Raw genomic sequence first — 26,918 nt, forward strand, 5'->3', positions numbered from 1 at the left:
TGTGTTACTACATTAAGCGACAGTGACTGATTCAATCACCACATCTTCAACGGGAACATCTTGGTGGAAACCTTTGTTACCTGTTTTTACGCCCTTGATTTTATCAACCACGTCCATTCCTTCAACCACTTCGCCAAAGACTGCATAACCCCATTCTTGTACTACACTCTTGCCGAACATCTCTTTTGAGCGATAATCTAAGAAAGTGTTATCTGCCACATTGATGAAAAATTGTGAGGAAGCCGAGTGCGGATCAGACGTGCGAGCCATTGCCAACGTGCCACGTTTATTGCTTAAACCGTTGTTCGCCTCATTTTGGATTGGTGCTTTGGTTGGTTTTTCGGTCATTCCAACCGTCATACCGCCGCCTTGAATCATAAAACCGTCAATCACACGGTGGAAAATTGTGCCGTTGTAGAAGCCTTCTTTGCAGTAATCTTCAAAGTTTTTTGCCGTGATGGGCGCTTTTTCAACGTTCAATTCGATTTTGATGTCACCCAAATTGGTGTGTAATGTAATCATTCGATGTTCCTTATAAATAAAAATGGAATGAAAAATAAATTTCGCTCGCTATTATTAAAAAGTTTAAACGAAATTGCAAAAAAATCTCAAAATCAGACCGCTTATTCGCTATACTTAGCCCTATTTTTACCGAATCTTTTAATCAGAGGACACTTATGCTCAAAATTTATAACACCCTAAAACGTGAAAAAGAAGAATTTAAGCCGATCAACCCGAATCAAGTGGGAATGTACGTTTGTGGTGTGACGGTTTATGATCTTTGTCATTTTGGGCACGGTCGTACTTTTGTGTCGTTTGATGTGATTGCACGCTATTTACGTTATTTGGGCTACAATTTGCGTTATATCCGCAACATTACGGATGTGGACGATAAAATCATCAAGCGTGCGTTAGAAAATAATGAAACTTGCGATGAATTGGTGGAGCGAATGATTGCTGAAATGCATAAGGATTTTGATGCGTTGAACATTCTCCGCCCAGATGTGGAACCTCGTGCAACAAAGCATATTCCTGAAATTATCGCAATGGTGGAAAAACTCATCAAAAACGGACACGCTTATGTGGCAACCGATGGCGATGTGATGTTTGATGTGGAATCTTTCCAAAAATATGGTGCGTTATCTCGCCAAAACTTAGCACAGCTACAAGCAGGGGCAAGGGTAGAAATCAAATCGGTGAAGAAAAATCCGATGGATTTCGTGCTTTGGAAAATGTCGAAACAGAACGAACCAAGCTGGGAAAGCCCGTGGGGCAATGGTCGCCCAGGCTGGCACATTGAATGTTCGGCAATGAATAGCAAAGAGCTAGGCGAACATTTCGATATTCACGGCGGCGGTTCAGACTTAATGTTCCCACATCACGAAAATGAAATTGCCCAATCTTGCTGTGCCCACGGTGGTGATTATGTAAACTATTGGCTACACACCGGAATGCTCACGATTGATAAAGAGAAAATGTCGAAATCGCTCGGCAACTTCTTCAGCATTCGCCATATGTTAGGTTTGTACGATGCGGAGTCGCTGCGTTATTTCTTCCTTACCGCACATTATCGCTCGCTACTTGATTACAGCATTGATAACTTAGATTTGGCTCGCTCCGCTCTTGAACGTTTATACACCGCTTTGCGTGGTTGTGATGTATCGGGGGAAGCGATTGGCGGCGAGCAATATGTGGACGCGTTCAAAACCGCAATGGATGATGATTTCAACACCCCAGGTGCATTAGCGGTATTATTTGAAATCGCCCGTGAGCTCAACAAAATCAAAACCGAAGATATGGTAAAGGCGAACGGTTTAGCCGTTCGTTTAAAAGAGTTGGCAGGCGTGTTAGGCTTGCTTGAGCAAGACCCAGAGGCTTTCTTAAAAGGCGATGCGAACGATGACGAAACCGCCGAAATTGAAGCCTTAATTCACCAACGTAATGAAGCCAAAGCCGCTAAAAACTGGGCGGTGGCAGATGAAGTACGTGATAAACTCAAAGCAATGAATATTGTGCTGGAAGACACCTCGAATGGCACGATTTGGCGGAAGGCTTAATTTTAAAGTGTTACAAGCGGCTGTTTTTTGCAAAAAAATGGCAAATTTCGACCGCTTGTTTGTTTAGATGAAAACCAATCATACAGAATCGTAATTTATTTCAAGTGCAAGCGCTTATTTTATGCGTTATGCTTATTCGGAATAAAAAAATTAGGTTTGTTAATTGACATAGCATTCTAGACGTCTAAAATAGGTCGAAATAGAACGATTAATCAAAATTGGATATAAAAATGATTCAGCTGAAAAATATCAGCAAGCAATTTGAGGTGAAAGGTAAAAAAATTACTGCTCTTGATAATGTGAACCTTGATGTTCCCAAAGGCACAATTTACGGTGTAATTGGGGCATCAGGTGCGGGGAAGAGCACCTTAATTCGTTGCGTAAATTTATTAGAACGTCCAACAATCGGGCAAGTGATTGTAGATGGGCAAGATTTAACCGCAATGTCGGATAAAGAGCTGATTTCCGCTCGTCGCAACATTGCGATGATTTTCCAGCATTTTAATTTGCTCTCTTCACAAACCGTGTTTGAAAATGTGGCGTTATCGTTACGTTTAAGCAATACGCCAAAAGAGCAAGTGGAAAGGAAAGTCAATGAATTATTAGAGTTGGTTGGGTTAATGGATCGTAAAGACGTTTATCCCGCTAATCTTTCAGGTGGTCAGAAGCAGCGTGTGGCGATTGCTCGTGCTTTGGCAAGCGATCCGCAGGTGTTATTGTGTGATGAGGCAACCAGTGCGTTAGACCCTGCTACCACCCAATCTATTTTGCAATTACTACGAGATATTAATAAACGCCTTGGCTTGACGATTTTATTAATCACGCACGAAATGGAAGTGGTAAAACGTATTTGCGACCGTGTGGCGGTAATTGATAAGGGGCAGTTAATTGAATCAGGTTCGGTGAGTGAGATTTTCTCGAATCCGAGAACGGCGTTGGCTCAAAAATTTATTCAATCAACGTTTCATTTTGATTTGCCACAAGAATATAGAGAGCAGCTTTTAAGTTCACCAACAGAGCATAGTCAGCCGATTATTAAATTTGAATTTACAGGGCGTTCAGTTGATGCTCCGCTGCTTTCGATAGCATCGAAAAAATTTGGTATTGATTTCAGTATTTTGATGTCGCAAATTGATTATGCAGGTGGCGTAAAATTTGGTTTTGTGATTGCAGAAGTCAGCGGTAACTCAGATTCTATTGCGGAAGCGAAGTTTTATTTAATGGATAATAATGTAAAAGTTGAGGTGTTAGGCTATGTGGGATAATTTTATGGCTGAATTAACGCCTCAAATGTGGAGCTTAGTTTGGGCTTCTACCTTTGAAACCATTTATATGGGCTTTGTAGCAACGGCATTGTCAGTAATTATTGGTTTGCCAATTGGTTTTTTAGCCTTTTTAACAGGTAGGGGTGAGATTTTAGAAAACCCAAGATTGCATCAAATTTTAGATGTGGTGATTAATATTGGGCGTTCTATTCCGTTTATTATTTTGTTGATTATTTTACTGCCATTTACTCGTTTAATTGTAGGAACAACACTTGGCACAACGGCAGCGATTGTTCCGTTAAGTGCGTCTGCAATTCCGTTTTTTGCAAGACTAACGTCTAATGCGTTATTAGAAATTCCGTCAGGTTTAACAGAGGCTGCAAAATCAATGGGGGCAACGAATTGGCAAGTAGTCACTAAATTTTATTTACCTGAATCCTTACCGATTTTAATCAATGGCATTACATTAACTTTGGTGGCATTAATTGGTTATTCGGCAATGGCGGGGGCTGTTGGTGGTGGTGGCTTAGGTAACTTAGCAATTAGTTATGGCGAACACCGTAATATGGTCTATGTGAAATGGATTGCCACGATTATTATTGTAGCAATTGTAATGATAAGCCAGAAATTAGGTGACCATTTAGCGAAACGTTACGATCATCGTTAATTTATTATAAAAGAGGATTTTTTATGAAGTTGAAAAACATATTAGGTATCGCTTTAGTTTCAGCACTGGCACTAACTGCCTGCAAAGAAGAGAAAAAAACAGAGTCAGTTGCAGCAGAGCCTGCAAAAATTAAAGTGGGCGTAATGTCTGGTCCTGAGCATACTGTTGCAGAGCGTGCTGCACAAATCGCAAAAGAAAAATACGGTTTAGAAGTAGAGTTTGTATTATTTAACGACTACGCATTACCAAACACCGCAGTAAGCAAAGGTGATTTAGATGCAAACGCAATGCAGCATAAACCCTATTTAGATAAAGACAGCCAATCAAAAGGTCTAAACAACTTAGTGATTGTAGGCAACACTTTTGTTTATCCATTAGCGGGTTACTCTAAAAAAATCAAAAATGTGTCTGAATTAGCAAATGATGCTGTGATTGCCGTACCAAACGATCCATCAAACTTAGCTCGTGCGTTAATTTTATTAGAAAAACAAGGATTAATTAAATTAAAAGATAACACTAACTTGTTCTCAACCTCGTTAGACATTATCGAAAATCCGAAAAACCTAAAAATTAAAGAAGTAGATACTTCTATTGCGGCTAAAGCGTTAGATGACGTAGATTTAGCTGTAGTAAACAATACTTACGCTGGTCAAGTTGGCTTAAATACGCAAGATCACGGTGTGTTTGTAGAAGATAAAGAATCTCCATATGTGAATATCATTGTGGCTCGTGAAGATAATAAAGATTCAACAAATGTACAAAATTTTATTAAATCTTATCAAACTGAAGAAGTGTACCAAGAAGCTCAAAAACATTTCAAAGATGGTGTAGTAAAAGGTTGGTAATCTAATTTTTATTAGTAGCGATTAGTCTAAGCTAATCGCTTTTTATATCTTTAAACCCTTACATAAGAAGGAAGCAGAATGAACTTTAAAAAACTATTAGGCGTGGCATTAGTGTCAGCATTAGCGTTAAGTGCTTGTAAAGAAGAGAAAGCCTCTACGGTAGTGAATGAACCAGCAAAACAAGCTCCATTAAAAGTGGGTGTAATGACTGGTCCTGAAGCACAAATGACAGAAGTTGCAGTGAAAATTGCAAAAGAAAAATATGGCTTAGATGTAGAATTAGTGCAATTTACTGAATATACACAGCCAAATGCAGCGTTACACGCTAAAGATTTAGATGCAAACGCATTCCAGACTGTACCATATTTAGAGCAAGAGTCGAAAGATCGTGGTTATAAGTTAGCGATTATCGGTAATACTTTAGTTTGGCCAATTGCAGCATACTCAAAGAAAATCAAAAACATTTCTGAGCTGCAAGATGGTGCAACAGTTGCAATTCCTAACAATGCAAGTAATACTGCACGTGCTTTATTATTACTTCAAGCTCACGGTTTATTGAAATTAAAAGATCCAAAAAATGTGTTTGCAACAGAAAATGATATTGTTGAAAATCCGAAAAACATTAAAATCGTACAAGCCGATACTTCACTCTTAACTCGTATGTTAGATGATGTAGAATTAGCGATAATCAACAATACTTATGCAGGCCAAGCAGGTTTAAGTCCAGATAAAGATGGTATTATTGTAGAATCTAAAGATTCTCCGTATGTAAATTTAGTCGTTAGTCGTGAAGACAATAAAGATGATCCTCGTTTACAAACTTTCGTAAAATCATTCCAAACTGAAGAAGTATTCCAAGAAGCGTTAAAATTATTTAACGGCGGTGTTGTTAAAGGTTGGTAATTTAGATATTTGAAATAAGGCGTAGTAAAACTATGCCTTATTTTTTTATCTTTTATACTATTTTGTGTTGGAGTGTTACTTTAATTCGGTATGGATTTGGTAGTAATCGCTTTGTAAGCGGTCAAAAAAATTGCAAATAATGCAAATGCCTGATTTAGAAAGCGTATTAAACTTTCTTCAGTTCATAAAAAAAGCTAGAGAACACTCTAGCTTTTGTACTTATTGCTAACTTATTTAGCTGTAAATCTTTTTTCTAGCTCTACATTTAATTTTTGCAGCTCGTTACCTGCTTCAATTAAGGTTTGGGTTTTTTGTTCTGCTGCTTGTTTTGCCGCTTCATCATTTGGATTAGAAATCACTTTTACTTGTTCGTTAATTACTTCACTTGAAAGCGTTAAAACAGATTTAGTTTTCTCTTTGAACTGTTTAAGTTGGGCATCAGAGACTTCAACTTTTTCTAAGCTCTTGATAGTATCTTCCACTTTCTTGTTAAATTCATTTAACCCTTCTTGCATTTGTTTAGGATCTTGCGTTGCTAATTTTTGTTGTAATTCAGCTTGTGCAGATTTCATCGTGTTATCTTGTTCAGCATTCCAAGCAATTAATTTTTGGTAATCTGCTTTTGCAGCTTCACTTGGTGTTGCTACTTGAGTTGTTTCAGTCGTCGATGTAGTTACTGATGCTGAATTTTGTGAAGGTTTATCACAAGCAGCTAAAAATAAAGCCACTAAGGCAGTTGCACTGATTTTAGTAAATTTGTTCATTAAAAATTCCTCAAAAAGATGAAAATAAAGCCACCAAAGGGTGGGGCTTGTTCGTTATTGTACCAACTAATAGTCAGCTAGTCTCAATATTAGTTCATAAAAGATGATCTTTATGTTATTTGAATATCATTTCTTATAGATAAATGGCTTGCTGAATTAATAATTTTTTGGCAAAAGGAAGCTGGTTAGTTATGTTTAAGCCAATCCCTCTTATTAATTTTTTCAAAGGATGATCACCATTGAATAGCTGTTTTAATCCTTCCATTGTGGCTAATAATTTAGCTGCTTGAGCTTTACGTTCCCGTTCAAATTGACGTAAGTGGTGATATTCACCTATATCTTTGCCGCTAGCGAGATGTTTTTTGATTTCATTGGCTAAAGTGCTTGCGTCTGCAAAACCTAAATTTACGCCAAGACCCGCCAAAGGGTGAATGGTATGGGCGGCATCTCCAATTAACGCAATGCGAGGCTGAGCAAAATTGCGGGCAAAGCGTGCAGTAAGCGGGTAAATTTCACGTAAACTTTGCACTTCGACTAAACCAAGTCGGTTATCGAATGCAATGCTCAGTGCTTTATTAAATGCGTGCTCGTTACAATTTTTTAACTCATCTGCTTTTGTAGGCGGTAACGCCCATACAATAGAACAAAGATTTTCATCAGCCATTGGTAAGAAAGCTAAAATACTGTCTTGTGCAAAAATTTGGCGAGCAACTTTGTTATGTTTTTCAGTCGTTTTCACATTGCAAACTAAGGCAGTATGTTGATAATCTTTGCTCGTTAATGGGATATGAGTTTGATTACGTACCCAAGAATTTGCCCCATCAGCCCCTACTACTAATTTAGTCGAAAGCATTTCCCCGTTATCGAGTGTTAGAAATGCCCCGTTTTCGCTGACCCCTAAGGTTTGAGGAGAGGCGACAATATATTCAACATTAGCTTGTTTAGAAACTTCCTGCCAGAGTGTGTGCTTAATAACAGCATTTTCGATAATAAAACCAAGTTGAGACAAGCCTAATTGCTTAATTTCTTCATCGTTATTGTTGAAATGAATATTGGCAAAGCTATCTTTTTCCCATACCGACATTTCTGTATAAGGCGATAGGCGATGAGTTGGAATTTGTTGGAAAGCACCAACGTGTTCTAATATTTTTTGGCTTGATGCATTGATTGCACTGACACGGTGGTAAATCGTATCCGAATAAAATTTAGGCGTGTTTCGCTCTATAATTTTGATCTGGCAGTTTGCGTCTTTTAAAAGTCCTGCGAGGGTAAGCCCTACCATTCCACCGCCAATAATAACAATATCTGTAGATTTCATATAATTGCGTTTTAAAATGTACAAGCGGTCAAATTTTCTTTAAAAATTGCAATTTATGGAATAAATTTAACCGCTTGTATCCTATTAATTTAATTAGAGGATTTTTTGTGATGTTTTTCCAAACTTTTATGACGAAGTTGTATATTTTTGCCCTTCGCTCGGAAGTATTTTGCCAGTTGCTCAGCAATAAAGACAGAGCGATGTTTTCCACCAGTGCAACCAATCGCAATAGTAAGATAGCTACGGTTATTTTTTTCTAACATCGGTAGCCACATTTCTAAATAATTGCGTGTTTGATAGATGAAATTATGTACATCAGTTTGGCGTTCTAAAAAATCAATCACGGGTTGTTCTAAGCCTGTCATTGGGCGGAGTTCTGGATGCCAATGTGGATTTGGCAAAAATCGAACATCAAACACATAATCGGCATCAGTAGGCAAGCCGTATTTAAAGCCAAATGATTGGAAAATAATTTTTAGCTCTTTGTCGCTAGAACCTTGCAATAAATAACGAAGATTTTCTGCTAGTTCGTGTGAAGAAAGGTTACTTGTATCAATAATATAGTTTGCATTTTGCACCAATGGAACGAGCAATTTCCGTTCCAAATCAATAGCACTTTCTAATGATAGATCATCTTGTGTGGAAAGTGGGTGAATTCGACGAGAATCGCTATAACGGCGTATGAGCGTATTACGTTCACAATCCAAGAAGATAAGCTTAGTGTTTAAAGGTGCTAACTGAGTGAGTAATTCTTCAATCGCATTAGGGGTATTCGGCAGATTGCGAATATCTAAGCTGATAACAGCAGAACGCTTTTCTTGGGTGAGGTAATCAGTTAAAGTTGGAATTAACGCTAAAGGAATATTATCAACACAGTAATAACCTACATCTTCTAATGCTCTTAATGCAACTGATTTACCCGAGCCAGAATGCCCACTTATAATGATTAACTCCATATTGCCTCAATGTTATTCTTCATTTTTTGAGTGATTATCAGCATACATTAAAATTTGCCAAATATCTTCTGCTGATTCTGCTGCTCGGAGCTGTTTTAGTAAGGGTTTATCGGTTAATTGCTTAGCAATTTGCGGTAAACAGTTTTTGTATTGTTCGCAGCTATTTTCGGGAAACATAATGGCATAGATTAAGTCAATGTCTTTATGGTCTTGAGCAACATAATCAATCGCTTCTTCCAATTGTAAAAAAACCGCAATCGGTTTATCTAAAACTAAGGTTTTACAAGCGGGTAATTTTGCGTGAGGAAGTGCAACACCTTGATTTAATCCTGTTGAGCCTAGCTTTTCACGTTTAAATAAGTTAGAAAAGCAGCTGATAGGGCATATTGTTTCAACCTGCTCTTCAGATTGCTGTGAGCATTGGGATTGATTAATATGTTGTGCCACTATTTTTCCAATCAATTCTAATGCTCGTTTTTTACTGGAAACCAGCACACCGTGACGAATATTCTCAGGGCTTAAAAATTCAGTTAATTTTGTCATAATTTTCATCTAAAGATGAAATCCCCTACAAGGAAGATTTGGTTAGAGTTTGAATTGTTCGCCTAGATAAACACGTTTTACATTAGGGTTTTCAAGTACTTCTTGTGGTGTGCCGTTAGCAATCATCTCACCACTACCAACAATATAAGCACGCTCACACACATCTAGCGTTTCACGCACGTTGTGGTCAGTAATGAGAACACCTAAACCACGCTCTTTTAAATTCACAATGATTTTTTTTATGTCAATGACTGAGATTGGATCAACGCCAGCAAAGGGTTCATCTAGCAGAATAAATTTTGGGTTTGCAGCTAATGCCCTGGCAATTTCCACACGCCGACGTTCGCCCCCTGAAAGGGATTGTCCTAAGCTATTACGAATATGTTCAATATGAAATTCTGAAATCAATTCTTCGGCACGTGCTTTTCGTTCTTTATCGTTGATGTCTTTACGCACTTGGAGTACAGACATTAAATTATCATATACACTTAAGCGACGGAAAATAGACGCCTCTTGTGGAAGATAGCCAATGCCTTGTTTTGCTCGGTCGTGCATTGGTAATACGCTGATGTCTTCATCATCAATACGGATTGTGCCACGGTCGTGGCGAACTAAGCCAACCACCATATAAAAAGTGGTTGTTTTACCTGCACCGTTCGGACCAAGCAAGCCTACAATTTCACCTGATTTTACCTTAAGACTTACGTCTTTTACGACTTGGCGTTGTTTATAACTTTTCGCTAAATGTTCTGCATAAAGCACGGACATATTACTAACCTTATTTTTTCTTATTATTTTGAAGTTCGTTTGGGATAAGCACGGTTTTCACACGTGATTTACCTTGACTTGTTGCTTTAAGTTGCTGTTTTTTCACATCATAGGTAATTTTATTGGCTTTAATAAAACTGCCTTGTTGTTTTAATTCAGCGTTACCGATTAAGGTTAAAAATTCAGCATTTAAGTCGTAATGAATGCGACTACCTTTTCCGTTTACAGACGTACCGTTATCTAATGTTTGTTGGAAAGTAACGGGGGAGCCTGTGGCATCAATGGTTTCTTTTTTACCTTCTTGGCGAGTAATTTTTACATTCGCTGCCGTTACTTTTATTGATCCTTGCGTAATGACTACGTTATCGCTAAATGTCACGATATTATTTGTCATATCTAATGATTGACTGCCTGAATCAATATTAATTGGCTGTTCGGTATCACCTTTTAACGCATAAGCCGAAAAGCTACTACTTAGTAACATTGTTACTAAAATAGATTTAAACATTAATTTCATTGTTATTCCTTATTTAAAAGCAAATTATTCTTTTGTTTCTTTAATAATAGTTGGTTCAATATAGGATTTCACCTCTTTTTGTAAAGTAGCAACTTGCTGTTTTAAATTACCTTTTAGTCCAACCCCTGTTGTTGTAAAACCCGAACCGATTGATTTGACAGCACTTTCGGTAAAAATATTCTGTGTATTTAAATCAACAGTTAAGGTATCCGTTGTAATTTGTTGTAAACGTGAAGCTGGGTCTAAAGCATCTAGTTTGATATTACCTTTTAAATTTAATATTTTTTCTTTTGTAATTTCCGCATAATCGGCACTGACTTTCCATTGTTTTTGCGTAGAATCTTTAGCAAAAAGCTCAATAAAAGGTTGAGAAAATTCAGTTCGTTCGGTGGACTCATAGCGTTTAATGTTAGACGCTTGAGCAAAATATTGCGGATTGCCTTTCAAGTCATAAACGGTGGTAGATATTTTACTACCCACATACTCTGGCTGCCCTTCTTTTTTTATGAGGTGATCAAGCCCTATATTATCTTTTTCTTTCAAACTGTAATACCAACCACCTAATATGGCAACAATAATAAGCAAAATAATGGTGAAACGTATATTCATAATCTTAAAATCGGCTAAAAATAGTGCGTGATTGTAGCATAGATTTGAATAGGGATATAGTATGCTGTAGAAAGTGCAAAAAATAGAGAAAAAATAACCGCTTGTATATATGAAAGCGGTTAAAAAAGTAAGATTTTTGGCAAATTATTTAAAGGTTGCCCAAACAGGGGAGTGGTCTGATGGTTTTTCCATTGCTCGAATGTCTAAGTCTATTCCTGTTTCTACGCAACGCTCGGCAAGTGATTTCGACGCTAAAATTAAATCAATGCGTAAGCCACGGTTATCATCAAAGCCTTTGGAACGATAATCAAACCACGAGAATTGGTTGTTTACTTCTGGATTAGCCACACGGAAAGTATCCACCAAACCATAACGGTGTAAACGATCTAACCACTCACGCTCTTCTGGTAAAAAGGAGCATTTTCCGTCGCGTAGCCAACGTTTACGATTTGGTTCTCCGATGCCAATATCTAAATCAGTTGGGCTAATGTTCATATCGCCCATAATGATAATTGGATTTTCAGGTTTGAGTTGCGTTTCTAAATAATGTTGTAAATCAGAATAGAATTTCTGCTTTGCTGGGAATTTGGTTTCGTGGCTACGATTTTCCCCTTGTGGGAAATAACCATTTAGTACGGTTAAAACACCAAAATCGGTTTCAATATCTGCCATAATCATTCGCTTTTGGGCATTTAGCTCATCAGTAGGGAAACCTTTACGTACCGCAATAGGTGCTTTTTTTGTCAGTAATGCTACGCCGTAATGCCCTTTTTGCCCGTGATGAAAAACGTGATACCCCAAATGATTAACTAAGTCGTAGGGAAAATCTTCATCGGCTACTTTGATTTCTTGTAAGCCGAGGACATCTGGTTGATGTTTTTCGATAATCGCCTCAAGTTGATGTGGACGGGCTCGTAATCCATTAATATTAAAAGAGATAAATTTCATTCTATGTAACCTGATGTGTAAAAAATAAATGAAAATAGACCGCTTGTGAGTATGACAAGCGGTCTTTTTTTAGCAAAATTTTGCGTATTATAACTTAAAGTGTCATTGCTGCAATCCAACCAAATACTAATAACGGAATATTAAAGTGAATAAAGGTTGGCACAACAGAATCCCAAATATGGTCGTGTTTTCCATCTGCATTTAAGCCAGATGTTGGGCCAAGTGTGGAGTCGGAAGCGGGAGAACCTGCATCACCAAGTGCAGCGGCAACGCCTATAATTGACATAGTTGCTAATGGCGAGAAACCAAAAGATATACAAAGTGGCACATAGATTGAGGTAATAATTGGCACAGTTGAAAATGATGAGCCAATACCCATTGTGATGAACAAGCCCACAACCAGCATTAAGAGTGCGGCTGTTTCTTTTGAGGAAATAATATCACGTAGGCTCTCAACGAGCATTGCTACACCACCTGTTGAATTGACGACGCCAGCAAAACCAGACGCTGCAATCATTACAAAGCTAATCATTGCCATTAAACGTAAGCCTGCTTGGAAAACATCATTGCTTTCTTTCAATTTAAATACACCGCCTAATGCAAAGATCACTAATCCGACTAATCCGCCAATAATTGTTGAATTTGTCGCTAATTGCACTGAACAGGTTGCGATAATCGCTAAAATGCTAATACCAATATGGAAAGGTTTTACACTAGCAACACGAGCTTGAATATCATCTGTAGTGGGTTCAAGCGTCTGTTCTACATACACGCGAGGTTTGCGATATGAGACAAAGAATGCAAAGAGTAAACCTAAAATCATACCCGATACAGGAATCAGCATAGCTTTTGTCATTTCTGCTGTTGTACTGACTAATTGGAATGGTTCACCTGCTTGGTTAATATTTTTAACTAAAATGCTTTCAATAAAGATTTGTCCAAAACCTGCTGGAATTAACATATAAGTTGCGGTTAAGCCAAATGTTAAAGCACAAGCGACTGCACGGCGGTCAATTTTTAACTTATTCATCACACTTAATAACGGTGGAATTAAGATAGGAATAAAGGCAATATGAATTGGAATTAAGTTTTGTGATGACATTGAAAAGGCAACTAATACAAATAGCACAATGTATTTAAACCACATTACAGAACGCCCTGATGGGCTATGCCCGAAAGATTTAATCACTTTATAAGCTAATAAATCAGTCACCCCTGATTTTGAAAGTGCGACAGCAAAAGCACCAAGAACTGCGTAGTTCATAGCTGTTTCTGCACCACCGCCTAAACCGCCAGTGAAACTTTTTATCGTTTTTTGCAGGGCATCAGCCAAGCCGACCCCTTCAATACCTAAGTTACCGATTAAGCCACAGGTAAGTGCAGAAATAATAAGGGCGATCACCACGTTAATTCTAAGCAGGCTTAGTATTAACAAGACGATAATCGAAATAAAAACCTCATTTGATAGCATTGTATTTATCCTCTATTTTTTTAAACATTAAAATGAAAAGTTATTTAATTAATACAAAAAATAACCCCTCGAAAGTGGACTTCCGAGGGGTTGAGATCGTAGTTTAGCTTATACACTTATCGGCTTCACTTGCTCGGAGTTTATCTTCCAAGCATACCAAAACGCCCGAAAGATTATTCAGGAAAGTGGCAGTGATGATAAACTTTAGTAAAGCGCATAATATTCTCCGAAATTTAGTGGTAGGAATATAACTTAGTCAAAAATGAAAATCAAACTGTTTTTACAAAATTATCAAGGTATTCAATAGGCATTTGAACCGCTTGTAATGTGGTGAAGAGGACAAGCGGTGATATTTTGCGATTATTTTGCAAATATAAAATTCTGTTTGGATTATAGTAAAAAAGGCAACATTAATGATGTCGCCTTAATTTTATATTTAATGGTTATTGCCCTTTACGGATAAAATTTACTTTCTTTAATAGATGTTGAATATCTGGATCTGAGAATATTTCCTCAATATTCATAGTTAAACGTCGCCGCCAGTTAGCGTATTGTGTACTGGTGCCTGGAATATTGACAGGCTCTGTCATTCCTAACCAGTCTTCGGGCTGGAAACCGAATAAACCACTACTCACATTTGCGACATAGGTTTGCAAATTGTGAATAAACTTAGTATTAATTGCACTATTGAGTTGTTGATTAATTTCAGGATCTAGCTTAACTTGATGTTGTGCTAGGCGTTGTAATATTTTTGATTTCGCATTTATACGATCTTGTTTTAAGATTGCCAGTATTTCTGCATTTGGATATACACCAAATTTTTCGCCTAATTCAAAATCGTAACCACGCCAATAGCCATTAATTGTTGGTAAATCGTGAGTACTTAGGGTAGTCATTGCTTGATAAGGATAGTTTTTTAAATCACGACTTTGTCCTTGTTCATCAAATTCAAAGTAGAAAATTTTGTAAGATAAAATTCCTGCGTTTTTAAGCTTACTCACGATTTCTTTTGGTACAGTCCCTAAGTCTTCACCAATAATAAGACATTGATGGCGTTGGCTTTCAAGAGCAAGAATCGCAATTAAATCATCTACTGGATAACGTATATACGCCCCATTGGCTGCACTATCACCTTTAGGTATCCACCATAAACGTAATAACGACATAATATGATCAAGACGTAAAGCTCCGCAATGTTTCATATTTGCTCTTACAAGATCAATGAAAGGGCGGTATGACTGCTGTTTGAGTATATGAGGATTCATTGGCGTTAATCCCCAGTTTTGTCCTTGAGGTCCTAAAACGTCAGGCGGAGCACCAATTGAAGCTTTCAAGCAATACAGTTGTTTATCATTCCAAGTTTCTGCGCCATTCGCACTGACTCCTACCGCAAGATCACGATACAGACCGATAGTCATATTTTGTTCTCGGCATATTGTGTCGCATTCAGCTAGTTGCTGATCTGCAATAAATTGTAACCAAATATAAAAGTCAATATCTGCTTTATGTTCTGCTCTAAATTGTTGTACCGCTATAGAATGGTAGTCTTGGTATTCTTTTGCCCAAAAATCCCATCCCCACTGATCATTACGTTGATTAGATAAATAGTGGTGGAGAGCATCAAAAGTTGCTTGCACCTGCAGGCTTTCCCCTCCTTTTTTTATAAATTCTAAAAAGCCCTGATGAGGACAAGCGGTTATATTTTGCTGAAATTTTGCAAAAGCAAAGCGTAGTCCTTTTAATTTTAATGGAATAATTTTTTCGTAATTGAGCCAGTCTTGGTTACGTAATTCGCATAGCTGTTTTTGTACTTCATCGGAATTGAACCAAGCTTGAGCTTCATCATTTTCCTGAAATTCAATTAATTGATTTATATTGATATAGGCAATGTTTAACCACAGTCGAGAAGATGGGCTATAAGGGCTAGCTGAGTTTGGATTAGCAGGGAAAAGAGAGTGAATCGGGTTTAAACCGATAAAATCAGCTTGATAGCCCGCAAATTTTTGAATAAATACCTTTAAATCACCAAAATCACCGATTCCCCAGTTGTGTTCTGACTTTAATGTATAAAGTTGTAGGAACGTTCCCCATAATTTTTTATGTTCAAGTAGTGGTTGAGGTTGATAACAGCGTTTAGGTGCAATAATAATTGTGCAATTAAATGTGCTATGCACCATGTTTAATTGTAAGTGATGATAGCCTAAAGGTAGATCTTTAGGCAGCGTAATACCACGAGTTTTAATTTTTCCGGCAATAACTTTTTTTGAATCTTCTAACTGTAGCTGCCAAGTTCCTGTAAGTGAGCGTTTTTTATCTACTAAGTTAAAAGGTAAAAAATAGGGTTGGTTTTGATAAAATATTTTTACTGTTGGAAGTGGCGTTGTATTTGTTTGTATATTTCCGTTAAATGTTTTTAGTAATGTTGTTTTTATCTTTTTGCAAGCATATTTTTTTACGCCTCGTTCATCGAAAAAATAGGGAATTATACCTGCACGTTCGAATTGCTTGGCAGTGATTGTCATAATATTTTCTCCCAGAATATATGAAATATAAATGAAGGCGGCTTCTTATCTTAGAAGTCGCCTGAGTTGATTATCTATTTAGCCAAATACGTTGTTGATAATCTCGAATTGAACGATCTGAACTGAAAGTGCCTAAGCGAGCGGTATTTAAAATGGCACTATTTAACCACGATTCTTGGTTTAAATACGCTATACCGATTTTTTCCTGTGTTTTACGATAACTATCAAAATCAGCAAACACTAGGAATGGATCTCTTTCAAGAAGGCTATCTAACATTAATCTGAAAGTTTCTGTATCACCATGTGATGCTTTGCCTGTGGCTAAGAAATCAATTGCATTTTTCAGTATAGGGTCTTGATTATAGTATTCCTTCGGTTGGTAACCTTTAGATAATAAATCACGTACACTTTCTACTGTGTGACCGAAGATAAATATGTTTTCTTCTCCCACTATTTCAGCGATTTCTACATTAGCACCATCTAGGGTACCTACAGTTAGTGCACCATTTAATGCAAGCTTCATATTACCTGTACCTGATGCTTCTTTTCCAGCCATAGAGATCTGTTCTGATACGTCTGTAGCAGGAATAATTTTTTCTGCTAGGCTGACTCGGTAATCAGGTAAGAATGCAACTTGTAAACGATCATTTACTTGTTTGTCGTTATTGATAATATTTGCAACGTTGTTAATTGCGTGAATAATATTTTTAGCTAAATAGTAACCTGGTGCAGCTTTACCTGAAAACAAGAATAAACGAGGTGTATAATCTTGATTTGGATTCGCTTTTAATGATTGATAAGTTGCAATTATATTTAATAAATTTAAATGCTGACGCTTATATTCGTGGAAGCGTTTAATTTGCACATCAAAAATAGCATCTGGATTTACATTTAGACCAAGTGTCTTATTTATTTCATTAGCTAAAATGATTTTATTATTATGCTTAATATTTCGATATTCTTCACGGAATCCTGCATCGTTAGTATATTTTTCTATACCATTTAGTACTTCAAGGTTGTTAGTCCAATCTTGTTTTAACGTGCGATCTAATAAATCACTTAACTGTGGGTTCGCTTGCCTAATCCATCGACGAGGAGTGATGCCATTGGTAACATTACAGAATTTTGTTGGAAATAATTGATGGTATTCAGGAAATAAGTCTGTAACCAATAAGTCTGAGTGAATTTTTGCTACACCATTGACACGGAAGCAAGTTACTACACAGAGGTTAGCCATACGCACACGATAATCAAAAAGTATAGCAAGCTTTTTCCATATTTGGGCATCTTCGCCAAATTTTGAGCTAACTTGATCATGGAAAATAGCATTAATCTTTTCTACAATTTGATAATGGCGAGGTAATAATTGTTCGAATAGGTGTTGATCCCATTGCTCTAGTGCTTCTGGTAATAAAGTATGGTTAGTGTAAGCAAATGTGTTAGAGCAAATATTCCAAGCTTGATCCCAAGTGAAGCTATATTCATCTAATAACACTCGCATTAATTCAGGAATAGCAAGAGTTGGGTGAGTATCGTTAAGCTGAATAACTTGATATTTAGCTAAATCCGCTAGCGGATAACCTTCCGTAAGGTGGCGATCTAAAATGTCTGCAATAGAACAAGCACAGTGGAAATATTGCTGCATTAGACGTAATTTTTGCCCTGCTTCGTGGTTATCGTTCGGATAAAGTACTTGAGTGAGGGCTGCCGCATTAACAATTGTTTTATCTGCAGTTAAGAATTCACCCTCATTAAAGGCATCAAAATCGAAAGACTGATCGCTATCTGCTTGCCATAACCGTAATGGTTGAATGATGTTATTTTTATATCCTACAATAGGTAAATCAAAGGCTTTGCCCTGGATAGAGAGTGTGGGTATCCATTCGTATTTATCAGCTTGAATATGTTTGATTTTTCCACCAAAACTAATATTGCGAGTTTTAGACGGATTAAAATGATGCCAAGGATAATGATCTCGGTTCCAAGTGTCTGGAGACTCTTTTTGCACACCATCTTTAAAGCTTTGCTTAAATAGGCCATATTGATAATGAAGGCCGTAACCTGTTGCATTTTGACCCAATGTTGCCATAGAGTCTAAAAAACAAGCAGCAAGGCGTCCTAATCCACCATTTCCAAGAGCAGGATCACGTTCTTGTTCTAAAACATCTACTAATTCAACCTGATATTGTTTAAGATAGTCACTAATTTGTTCATAGTAGCCTAAATTCATTAAATTATTGCCAGTTAGACGACCAATTAAAAATTCCATAGATAGGTAGTTGACATGACGAGACTCAGTTGGCTTAGTGGCAGGTTGGCTGTAAATAAGCTCAAGAGATCCTTCCGCAACAATTTGATACCATTGTTGCAAGGTAAAGTTTTTGGGATCTGTTACATCAAAATAACGACAGTATTTTTTTACAATAGACTTAAATGGCATGGGATGCTCCTAGTAAATAAAGGTTGATTGTTGTCATTATGTGAGATCTGAATAAAATCAAATCATCCTTGTAATCATCTTATGTGGTATGATTTTTAAGAAGTAGTTAGAACTCAAAAGGAGGATATATCATCCTCATTTTGTTATGTGAGAAGATTGGATTTATTATGTTAATACCATCAAAACTTGTTAGCTCTTTTAGATTACAAAATAGTATTCCCCGAAAACGCTTACTTCAAGAATTAGATAAATCATTTAGCTATCCAGTTGTATTAATTAATGCACCTGCTGGTTATGGTAAAACCACATTAGTATCTCAGTGGATTGAAGGTAAAAAGAATATTGGTTGGTATACCTTAGATGAAGGTGATAATAATCCTGAGCGTTTTGCATCTTATTTTAGTGCAGCACTGCATTCAGCGATTAATACAGAGATAGATATTAGATTGGAGGAAAACCGTAAAGCTAACTTGTTAGCTTTATTTAACCAGTTATTGATTACATCGGGAAAGTTTTCTGAGCATTTTTATCTCGTTATTGATGATTATCACGTTATTGAAAATGATGAAATCCATGAGGCATTAAAGTATTGGATTAAACACCAACCAGCTAATATGACTTTAATTCTTATTTCTCGTTCTATTCCTCCTTTAAGTATTGCAAGCTTGAGAGTTCAGGAACAGCTATTGGAAATTGATATTAATCAGCTTATGTTTGATCATCGAGAAAGTACAGAATTTTTACAAACAAGATTAGGTTCTGAGTTAAAACAGCAGGATATTATTAAATTATGTAATGAAGTTGAAGGATGGCCAACAGCATTTCAATTAATTAGCTTGTTTGCTAAGAATAAATCACAATCTTTCAATGTTCCATTACAAGATATTGCTAAACGATTATCTAAGTCGAATAATTTTCATATAAATGAATATTTAGCAGAAGAAGTATTAAATAAAGTAGATGATGATACACGTTTATTTATTTTACGTTGTTCTGTATTACATTCAATGAATGAGTCCTTAGTACAAGCAGTTACTGGTGAACAATACAGTAGAGTAAAGTTAGAGAACCTTGAAAAACAAGGAATGTTTTTACAACAAATGGCAAATAGTAAATGGCAAAATATTGATGACAATTGGTGGAAATTTCATCCTCTTTTTGCTTCTTTTCTCAATTTATGTTGTAAACACGAGCTATATGATGAATTACCTTTATTACATCGAAAAGCTGCACTGGCGTGGTTAAAATTAGGATATGTAACGGAAGCCTTATACCACGCAATGCAACTGTCGGATACGAAATTATTGCTAGATATTTTAGAAGAGCATGCTTGGGCAGTATTCCATCAAGGGGAGCTAAAACTATTAGAAGAGAGTTTGCATTGCCTCGATTACACACATTTAACAGAGCATACCAATCTTGTACTATTAAAAGCTTGGTTAGTGCAAAGCCAACATCGTCATATAGAGGTTGGTGGAATTTTGTCTGCTTTTTCTCAGGCATTAACTGAAAACAAAATCGAATTAAGTAAAACTGCAAATGCGGAATTCAATGTATTGAGAGCTCAGGTTGCGATAAATTCTGGAGATGAAAATACGGCACTCCAATTAGCATCAGAAGCATTGAATGATCTCTCTGAAAGTGCTTATTATGCGCATATCGTGGCGACTTCTATTATTGGAGAGGCTCATCATTGTCAGGGTAATCTTTCAGAAGCGTTAGGAATGTTGCAGAAAGCAGAACGAATGGCTAGACAGCATCATACTTATCACAATATTTTATGGGCGCAACTTCAACAATCAGAAATTTTACTTGCTCAAGGATTTTCACAAGCAGCTTATGAGATGCTAGATAAAGCGAGTGAATTTGTTAAAGAAAATCATTTACAAAAAGTGCCAATGTATGAATTCTTACTGCGTTCAAAGGGTAAAATTTTATGGGAATGGTATAATCTTGATAAAGCAGAATCTATGGCTACTGCTGGTATGAAAGCATTATCCAAGTTTGAAGATAAATTACAATCTTTAACATTATTGACCAAGATTTCTTTAGCAAGAGGTAATTTAGATAATACTTCTCGTTTATTAGAAGAAGTTGAGCAATTAGAACATTCTCATTCTTATCATCATGATTGGATCGCTAATGCTGATCAGGTAAGAATATTTTATTGGCAAATGACCAATGATATTTCTGCTGCGAGAAATTGGTTGATTCAAAATCCCTTCCCTGCTTCTAATAGAAATCATTTTACTCAAGTACAATGGCGTAATATCGTAAGGGCTCGGATAATACTTGAGGAGTATGCTGATGCTAAAGATATTTTGGATAATTTAATTGAAACTGCTGAAAAATTTTCTCTCGTTAGCGATTTGAATCGCGCATTAATTTTGCGTAATAGGCTTTATTTTTTACAGGGAGAGAAAGAATTAGCACAGAATGATTTAATTCAAGCACTAAAATTAACTAGACAAACTAATTTTATTAGTGCTTTCGTCATTGAGGGCGATGTAATGGCACAGCAAATTCGCCATTTATTACAATTAAATGTATTAGATGAATTAGTGTTGCATAAAGCACAGTTTATTTTACGAAATATTAATCAATTTTATCGTCATAAATTTGCTCATTTTGATGAGGCTTTTGTCAATCAGTTATTAAAAAATCCTAAAGTGCCTGAACTACTGAAAATTAGCCCGCTTACTCAACGTGAATGGCAAGTTTTAGGGCTGATTTATTCAGGTTATAGCAATGAACAGATTTCAGATGAACTACAAGTTGCCGCTACAACGATTAAAACTCATATTAGAAATCTATATCAAAAAATAGGCGTTACTAATCGTAATGAAGCGATTAGTTATACGAAAGAGCTACTAATGTTGATGGGGTACAATTAAAATATAGTGATGTTTATAAACGCTTTTCAAGAGAGACAAGCGGTCATTTTTAGACAAAATTTTGCAGACCAAAGCTGGTCTGCAAAAAGAATACCTATATTTATTTAGCCTTTTACGCCACCAGCGGTTAATCCACCGACTAACCAGCGTTGTGCGAGTAAGAAGACGAATGTAATTGGTATAGCAGATAATACCGCAGCTGCAGCAAAGTCTCCCCATAAATAGTTTTGTGGGTATAGATATTGCTGCATACCAACAGCTAACGTATAGCTGTTTACATCACGTAATAATAAAGAGGCAACGGGTACTTCAGTAATCGCTGCAATAAATGAAAGAATGAATACAACGGCTAAAATAGGCACGGAAAGTGGTAATAAAATTAGACGGAATGCCTGCCATGGTGTTGCACCATCAAGAGAGGCGGCTTCTTCTAATGAGCCATCAATTGTTTCAAAGTACCCCTTAATTGTCCAAACGTGTAATGCAATACCGCCTAGATAAGCAAAGATGACACCACCGTGAGTATTTAAACCTAAAAATGGTACATATTGTCCGAGTCTATCGAATAAAGCATATAAAGCCACTAAAGAAAGTACTGCTGGGAACATTTGAAAAATGAGCATTCCTTGTAAGATGGTTTTTTTGCCTTTGAATTTCATTCGAGCAAAAGCATAAGCACAGGTCGTAGATAAGGTAACTATACCGATAGAGGTAATAGTTGCGATTTTAATTGAGTTCCAAAGCCAACGTAATACAGGAAATGGAGGGGGAGTAACAGTGCCATCCGCGTGTGTTACATCAAAACCTAAGGCGGCTTGCCAGTGTTCCCATGAAATTTGGCTTGGTATAATATCCCCAAGGGCAAGATTGCCAGGGCGTAAAGAAATGCCAATGACCATTAATAGCGGAAAAATAATCAGGGCGATAAAAGAAATCAAAATTAAATGAGTTGCCCACACCCGATAACGTGCAGATTTAGATTGAACAATTGCCATATATACTCCTTTCAATTTATGCAAGGTTAAGGATCATAATCACTTAAGACCTTTTTATAATTCCATCTTAGTTGCTTTAATATTTAATAGTGCAAGACCACCTACTAATAAGAATATAATGGTTGCAATGGCTGCAGCTAAGCCAAAATCTTGAGTTCCACTACCTTCAAATGCAATTCGATAAGTATAACTGACTAATAAGTCAGTATAACCAGCGGGGGTCGTTGTTCCAATCATATCTGGGCGACCATTTGTTAATAATTGAATTAATACAAAGTTGTTAAAATTAAATGCGAATGAAGCAATCATTAGCGGAGTGAGGGGTTTTAACAATAATGGAAACGTAATTTTACTAAAGTTTTGCCAAGTTGATGCTCCATCCATTGCTGATGCCTCGTATAAATCCGCTGGAATAGCTTTTAATAAGCCCATACATAAAATCATCATATACGGATAACCTAACCAAGTATTAACGATAAGAATCATTACTTTGGCAAGAAACGGATCGTTAAACCACTCTGGGCTGATACCAAATAATTGATTTAAGATCATATTGATTTCACCAAAACTTTGGTTAAATAAGCCTTTAAAAATAAGAATAGAAATAAATGAAGGAACTGCATACGGTAAAATTAATAGTAACCGATATATTGCTTTACCTTTGAGTGCTTCCCATTGTACTAAACAGGCGAGTATCATACCCAGAATTACAGTAAAAACTACAGTTAATAAAGAGAATACAACTGTCCAAATAAAGATCTGCACAAACGGTTTTTGGATTCCTTCATCGGTGAAAATTTTAACGAAGTTATTGAAGCCTGATCCTACTGTATAACCAGGTTCCAGTGTCTCATTTAACCAGTTTCCGTTAGCATCAATTTCTTGAAAGAAACCTGTTTCATCATTTGCTTGATAGAGTTTACCGGTTTCATTATTTAATAGAGTTTTACTCTCTTCGTTGAATTGATAACGTGGTTTTTGTTCTGAAAATTGACGTAATGAACTCATTGTCAACTCATTATTGTTCGGCAGAATGATTGTCATTGACTGAAGTGCAGAACGATTTTGTGTAATTGTTTTGAGTGGAGCAGTATTTCCAACTGGGGCTAATTGTTCTGTTACCGCAATGCGATTGCCTGTAGTTAATACAATACTCTCTGAAACAAAAACTTGTTCTGTAGATGGATTAGTTAATGAGATTTTATATTTGTTATTTGGTTGGGAATAAAGAGAAAAATTGTATTTCTCTCCAGAAAAATAGTGTTGTTCCGTGAGTACAGAAACTGCACGCTCAAAGGCTAATTGATTAGAGCCACTATAGTTAGTAAAAGCAATTGCAATGGTAGCAACTAGAGGGAATAAGATAAAAATGACCATTCCCGTAATACCTGGATAAACATAACGCCAAGCATAAGTATTTCTACTACTGAAAATGTAAACGCCAGAGGTAAGAAGGATAAGAGTTAAAATAGCAAAAAGATATTCACCTTGTGAGTACATTAATACAACAAGATAGAAGTCAAGCAATAATACTAATCCTGCTGATAAATATTTTAGCCAATTAGTTGATTTAGATTGGGATTGAGCGAGCATAAGAACACCTCGAAATTTTTACTGCACTTAGGGGTGAATATGAAAATAGAGTGGGTAGTTAAAACCCACTCCAAATTTTGAAAGATTATTATTGTTTTTGAATACGAGAATGCGCATCATCTAACGCTTCTTTTACAGATTGACGACCTGTTACAGCATTATTGATTGCAGCTTTTTCAGCATACCAGAAAGCAGACATCTGTGGAATATTTGGCATAATTTCACCATTTTTCGCATTTTCCATGGTTGCTGTGATACGAGGATCTGCTGCTAGTTTTTCTTGATAAGATTTTAATGCAACAGCACCTAAAGGCTTATCTTTATTTACAGTATCTAAACCATCATCTGTAAGTAGATAATTTTCTAAGAACTCCTTAGCTAAGTCTTTATTAGGGCTAGAGCTATTTATTCCCGCACTTAATACCCCTACAAATGGTTTAGAGGCTTGACCATTTAATGTTGGCAACACTGCTACGCCGTATTTAATACCACTTTTATTAATGTTGCCCCAAGACCAAGGACCATTAATAGTTAATGCTGTTTGACCTTTATTGAATGAGGCTTCAGCAACCGCGTAATCCATATCTGCACTAATATGTTTGTTTTTGACCATGTCAACAACAAATTGTAGTGCTTTTACTGCTCCTTCATTATTTACACCAACATCCTTCACGTCATATTTACCATTAGCAAATTTAAACGCATAGGCTCCATTTGAAGCCGCAACTGGCCAAGTGAAGTATGGTTCTGATAAATTCCACATAATCGCATTTTTGCCATCTTTTTTGAGTTTTTTATCTAACTCAATAATTTCTTCCCAAGATTTTGGAGCCTCTTTTACTAAGTCTTTATTATAAATTAACGAAATAGCCTCAATTGCAACTGGATAGCCAATGATTTTTCCATTATAGGTTTCGGCATCCCAAGAAAAATCAACAAACTTGTCTTTGAATTCTTTGCTTACATTAACTTCAGCTAATAAGCCTGATTGTGCATATCCACCAAAGCGGTCGTGTGCCCAAAACATAATATCAGGACCATCGCCAGTTGAAGCCACTTGTGCAAACTTTTCTTCCATTTTATCTGGATGTTCCACTAAGACGGAAACACCAGTATCCTTTTCAAATTTTTTACCAACTTCAGCTAGCCCATTATAACCTTTATCACCATTAATCCAGATGACGAGCTTGCCTTCAGTCATTTTGGCCATAACAGTGCCAGAAAGAACTAAGCTTGCAAGTGTAGCTAAAGTAAATTTGATACATTTGTTTTTCATAAAAAACTCCTTGTGATTAAATGATAGAAATAGATATTTACTATCTACCTCTTAGGTTATAGCAAATTATCAACTATTCATTCTATTTGAGATCATCCCTAATTCTACGCCCCTTTGTCTAAAAGTATGAATTAAGCAACACTTTTTCTAATTTTGTGATCGAATTCACAAAAAGAAGGTAAAAAAATGAGATATTGATCACAAAATTTATAAGAATTTTTAAAATAGGAACCTTAGGAATAAAGTAAATAGCATGATGTGTCTAATCCTAAAAAAAATTGTTCTAGGATGATTTCTTCTTTAGGTAAAAACGTGACTATTCTGCTAAATTCAAACCACAAACAAAAAACAATATAAGAGGTTTAATTATGGCAAGTGTATTATTACGCAAGGTGGGCAAATCTTACGGTGATATTCATATTTCTAAAGATATTAATTTAGAAATTAATGAAGGAGAATTTGTTGTTTTTGTTGGTCCGTCAGGGTGCGGAAAATCGACTTTATTGCGTATGATTGCAGGCCTTGAAGATATTACGACTGGCCAACTCTATATTGGCGATAAATTAATGAATGATATAGAGCCTTCGAAGAGAGGAATTGGTATGGTTTTCCAATCTTATGCACTTTATCCTCATTTAGATGTTGCAGAGAATATGTCATTTGGCTTGAAATTAGCTGGCATAAATAAAGTAGAGCGTGATCAGCGTGTAAAGCAAGTTGCAGAAATTTTACAACTTGCTCATTTACTAGATAGAAAACCTAAAGCGCTTTCAGGTGGGCAGCGTCAACGTGTAGCTATTGGTAGAACGTTAGTGTCACAACCAGAAGTCTTTTTATTAGATGAACCTCTTTCTAATCTTGATGCAGCTTTGCGTGTACAAATGCGAGTTGAGATCTCTAAATTACATAAAAAGTTAAATCGTACAATGATTTATGTAACTCATGATCAGGTAGAGGCTATGACTTTAGCGGATAAAATTGTGGTATTAAATGCAGGTGGTATTGCTCAGGTTGGCAAACCATTAGAACTTTATCATTATCCTGCTAATCGCTTTGTTGCTGGTTTTATTGGGTCACCTAAAATGAATTTCTTACCCGTGAAGGTAATAGATGTAGAAGCTGAAAGAGTAAAAATTGAGCTGCCCGATGCAAATCATCACAACTTTTGGATACCCGTTTCTGGTGAGGGGGTAAATACTGGAGATAATTTATCTTTAGGTATTCGCCCAGAACATTTATTGCCATCCGAGCAAGCTCAAGTAACCTTACACGGTATTGTGCAAGTAGTAGAATTGCTCGGTAATGAAACTCAAGTCCACCTTGAAATACCAGAAATTAAACAGCCAACCTTGATTTATCGTCAAAATGATGTGCTATTAGTTAATGAAGGCGATGAAATGAATATTGGCATCGTTCCAGAGCGTTGTCATTTGTTTAAAGAAGATGGAACAGCTTGCAAACGTTTATTTGTAGAAAAAGGAATATAAAAGATTTTATTTACTGATTTTAAGGGGTATCTCCTCAAGTAATCATTAACCTAAGTTAGACTACATATTAAGAGAGGTTC

Annotated in this window: 22 protein-coding genes and 1 other annotated feature; of the genes, 7 read left to right on the forward strand and 15 right to left on the reverse strand. The window is 36.4% G+C overall.

Annotated features, from left to right (window positions below; translation table 11 throughout):
* Positions 1–12 precede the first annotated feature (12 nt).
* Complete coding sequence (locus tag HV560_RS05755) at positions 13–522, reverse strand: peptidylprolyl isomerase (RefSeq protein WP_176809748.1); 510 nt, start codon at positions 520–522, stop codon at positions 13–15.
* Between the two features lie 155 nt (positions 523–677).
* On the opposite strand from HV560_RS05755, the gene cysS reads away from it, so the two are divergent.
* The 5 genes from cysS to HV560_RS05780 all read left to right on the forward strand — a co-directional run bounded on the left by cysS (position 678) and on the right by HV560_RS05780 (position 5,737).
* The gene (cysS, locus tag HV560_RS05760; RefSeq protein WP_176808081.1) at positions 678–2,057 is read left to right on the forward strand and encodes a cysteine--tRNA ligase; all 1,380 of its coding nucleotides are present in this window, start codon (positions 678–680) and stop codon (positions 2,055–2,057) included.
* A gap of 230 nt (positions 2,058–2,287) precedes the next feature.
* Entirely contained in the window at positions 2,288–3,322 is a 1,035-nt protein-coding gene (gene metN, locus HV560_RS05765) for a methionine ABC transporter ATP-binding protein MetN (RefSeq protein ID WP_159629323.1), read from the forward strand.
* Complete coding sequence (locus HV560_RS05770; protein ID WP_159629325.1) at positions 3,312–3,989, forward strand: methionine ABC transporter permease; 678 nt, start codon at positions 3,312–3,314, stop codon at positions 3,987–3,989. Before metN ends, HV560_RS05770 begins: the two co-directional genes overlap by 11 nt.
* A gap of 23 nt (positions 3,990–4,012) precedes the next feature.
* Complete coding sequence (locus HV560_RS05775) at positions 4,013–4,834, forward strand: MetQ/NlpA family lipoprotein (protein WP_176808082.1); 822 nt, start codon at positions 4,013–4,015, stop codon at positions 4,832–4,834.
* A gap of 78 nt (positions 4,835–4,912) precedes the next feature.
* Entirely contained in the window at positions 4,913–5,737 is an 825-nt protein-coding gene (locus HV560_RS05780; protein WP_176809751.1) for a MetQ/NlpA family ABC transporter substrate-binding protein, read from the forward strand.
* A 230-nt stretch (positions 5,738–5,967) separates the two neighbouring features.
* Here the strand turns inward: HV560_RS05780 and HV560_RS05785 are convergent, their stop codons facing one another.
* The 11 genes from HV560_RS05785 to malP form a co-directional block, all read right to left on the reverse strand.
* Positions 5,968–6,501, reverse strand: coding sequence for a lipoprotein HlpB (locus HV560_RS05785; RefSeq protein ID WP_176809752.1), 534 nt, complete (start codon positions 6,499–6,501; stop codon positions 5,968–5,970).
* Between the two features lie 133 nt (positions 6,502–6,634).
* Complete coding sequence (locus HV560_RS05790; RefSeq protein ID WP_176812370.1) at positions 6,635–7,819, reverse strand: FAD-dependent monooxygenase; 1,185 nt, start codon at positions 7,817–7,819, stop codon at positions 6,635–6,637.
* Positions 7,820–7,908: 89 nt separating this feature from the next.
* Positions 7,909–8,775 (reverse strand): RNase adapter RapZ, encoded by an 867-nt coding sequence (rapZ, locus tag HV560_RS05795; protein WP_176812371.1) that lies wholly within the window; start codon positions 8,773–8,775, stop codon positions 7,909–7,911.
* Positions 8,776–8,787: 12 nt separating this feature from the next.
* Positions 8,788–9,318: a PTS sugar transporter subunit IIA gene (locus HV560_RS05800; RefSeq protein WP_176812372.1), complete on the reverse strand. Its 531-nt coding sequence runs from the start codon at positions 9,316–9,318 to the stop codon at positions 8,788–8,790.
* Positions 9,319–9,360: 42 nt separating this feature from the next.
* Entirely contained in the window at positions 9,361–10,086 is a 726-nt protein-coding gene (gene lptB, locus HV560_RS05805) for an LPS export ABC transporter ATP-binding protein (RefSeq protein ID WP_176808087.1), read from the reverse strand.
* Positions 10,087–10,096: 10 nt separating this feature from the next.
* A complete protein-coding gene (gene lptA, locus HV560_RS05810; protein WP_176812373.1) occupies positions 10,097–10,603 on the reverse strand; it encodes a lipopolysaccharide transport periplasmic protein LptA in 507 nt (168 codons plus the stop codon).
* A gap of 24 nt (positions 10,604–10,627) precedes the next feature.
* The gene (gene lptC, locus HV560_RS05815; protein ID WP_176808088.1) at positions 10,628–11,212 is read right to left on the reverse strand and encodes an LPS export ABC transporter periplasmic protein LptC; all 585 of its coding nucleotides are present in this window, start codon (positions 11,210–11,212) and stop codon (positions 10,628–10,630) included.
* Between the two features lie 144 nt (positions 11,213–11,356).
* Positions 11,357–12,160 carry an exodeoxyribonuclease III gene (gene xthA / locus HV560_RS05820; protein WP_176812374.1) on the reverse strand — a complete coding sequence of 268 codons (804 nt, stop codon included), beginning with the start codon at positions 12,158–12,160 and terminating at the stop codon, positions 11,357–11,359.
* A 94-nt stretch (positions 12,161–12,254) separates the two neighbouring features.
* Positions 12,255–13,631, reverse strand: coding sequence for a Na+/H+ antiporter family protein (locus HV560_RS05825; protein WP_176809755.1), 1,377 nt, complete (start codon positions 13,629–13,631; stop codon positions 12,255–12,257).
* Between the two features lie 56 nt (positions 13,632–13,687).
* Positions 13,688–13,829: a sequence feature (His leader region), on the reverse strand.
* Positions 13,830–14,074: 245 nt separating this feature from the next.
* On the reverse strand, positions 14,075–16,153 hold the full coding sequence (gene malQ / locus HV560_RS05830; RefSeq protein ID WP_176812375.1) for a 4-alpha-glucanotransferase: 2,079 nt from the start codon (positions 16,151–16,153) through the stop codon (positions 14,075–14,077).
* Positions 16,154–16,223: 70 nt separating this feature from the next.
* Positions 16,224–18,593: a maltodextrin phosphorylase gene (gene malP / locus HV560_RS05835; RefSeq protein WP_176809757.1), complete on the reverse strand. Its 2,370-nt coding sequence runs from the start codon at positions 18,591–18,593 to the stop codon at positions 16,224–16,226.
* Between the two features lie 167 nt (positions 18,594–18,760).
* On the opposite strand from malP, the gene malT reads away from it, so the two are divergent.
* Positions 18,761–21,487: an HTH-type transcriptional regulator MalT gene (malT, locus tag HV560_RS05840; protein WP_176808093.1), complete on the forward strand. Its 2,727-nt coding sequence runs from the start codon at positions 18,761–18,763 to the stop codon at positions 21,485–21,487.
* 104 nt (positions 21,488–21,591) lie between these two features.
* Here the strand turns inward: malT and malG are convergent, their stop codons facing one another.
* The 3 genes from malG to malE all read right to left on the reverse strand — a co-directional run bounded on the left by malG (position 21,592) and on the right by malE (position 25,351).
* Positions 21,592–22,482: a maltose ABC transporter permease MalG gene (gene malG, locus HV560_RS05845; protein WP_176808094.1), complete on the reverse strand. Its 891-nt coding sequence runs from the start codon at positions 22,480–22,482 to the stop codon at positions 21,592–21,594.
* Positions 22,483–22,536: 54 nt separating this feature from the next.
* The gene (gene malF / locus HV560_RS05850) at positions 22,537–24,075 is read right to left on the reverse strand and encodes a maltose ABC transporter permease MalF (RefSeq protein WP_176809759.1); all 1,539 of its coding nucleotides are present in this window, start codon (positions 24,073–24,075) and stop codon (positions 22,537–22,539) included.
* Positions 24,076–24,163: 88 nt separating this feature from the next.
* Positions 24,164–25,351 (reverse strand): maltose/maltodextrin ABC transporter substrate-binding protein MalE, encoded by a 1,188-nt coding sequence (gene malE, locus HV560_RS05855; protein ID WP_176808096.1) that lies wholly within the window; start codon positions 25,349–25,351, stop codon positions 24,164–24,166.
* 368 nt (positions 25,352–25,719) lie between these two features.
* Between malE and malK the strand changes: the two genes are divergently transcribed.
* On the forward strand, positions 25,720–26,838 hold the full coding sequence (gene malK / locus HV560_RS05860) for a maltose/maltodextrin ABC transporter ATP-binding protein MalK (RefSeq protein ID WP_176808097.1): 1,119 nt from the start codon (positions 25,720–25,722) through the stop codon (positions 26,836–26,838).
* Positions 26,839–26,918 lie beyond the last annotated feature (80 nt).

The sequence above is a fragment of the Mannheimia pernigra genome, from assembly GCF_013377995.1.
GTDB lineage: Bacteria > Pseudomonadota > Gammaproteobacteria > Enterobacterales > Pasteurellaceae > Mannheimia > Mannheimia pernigra.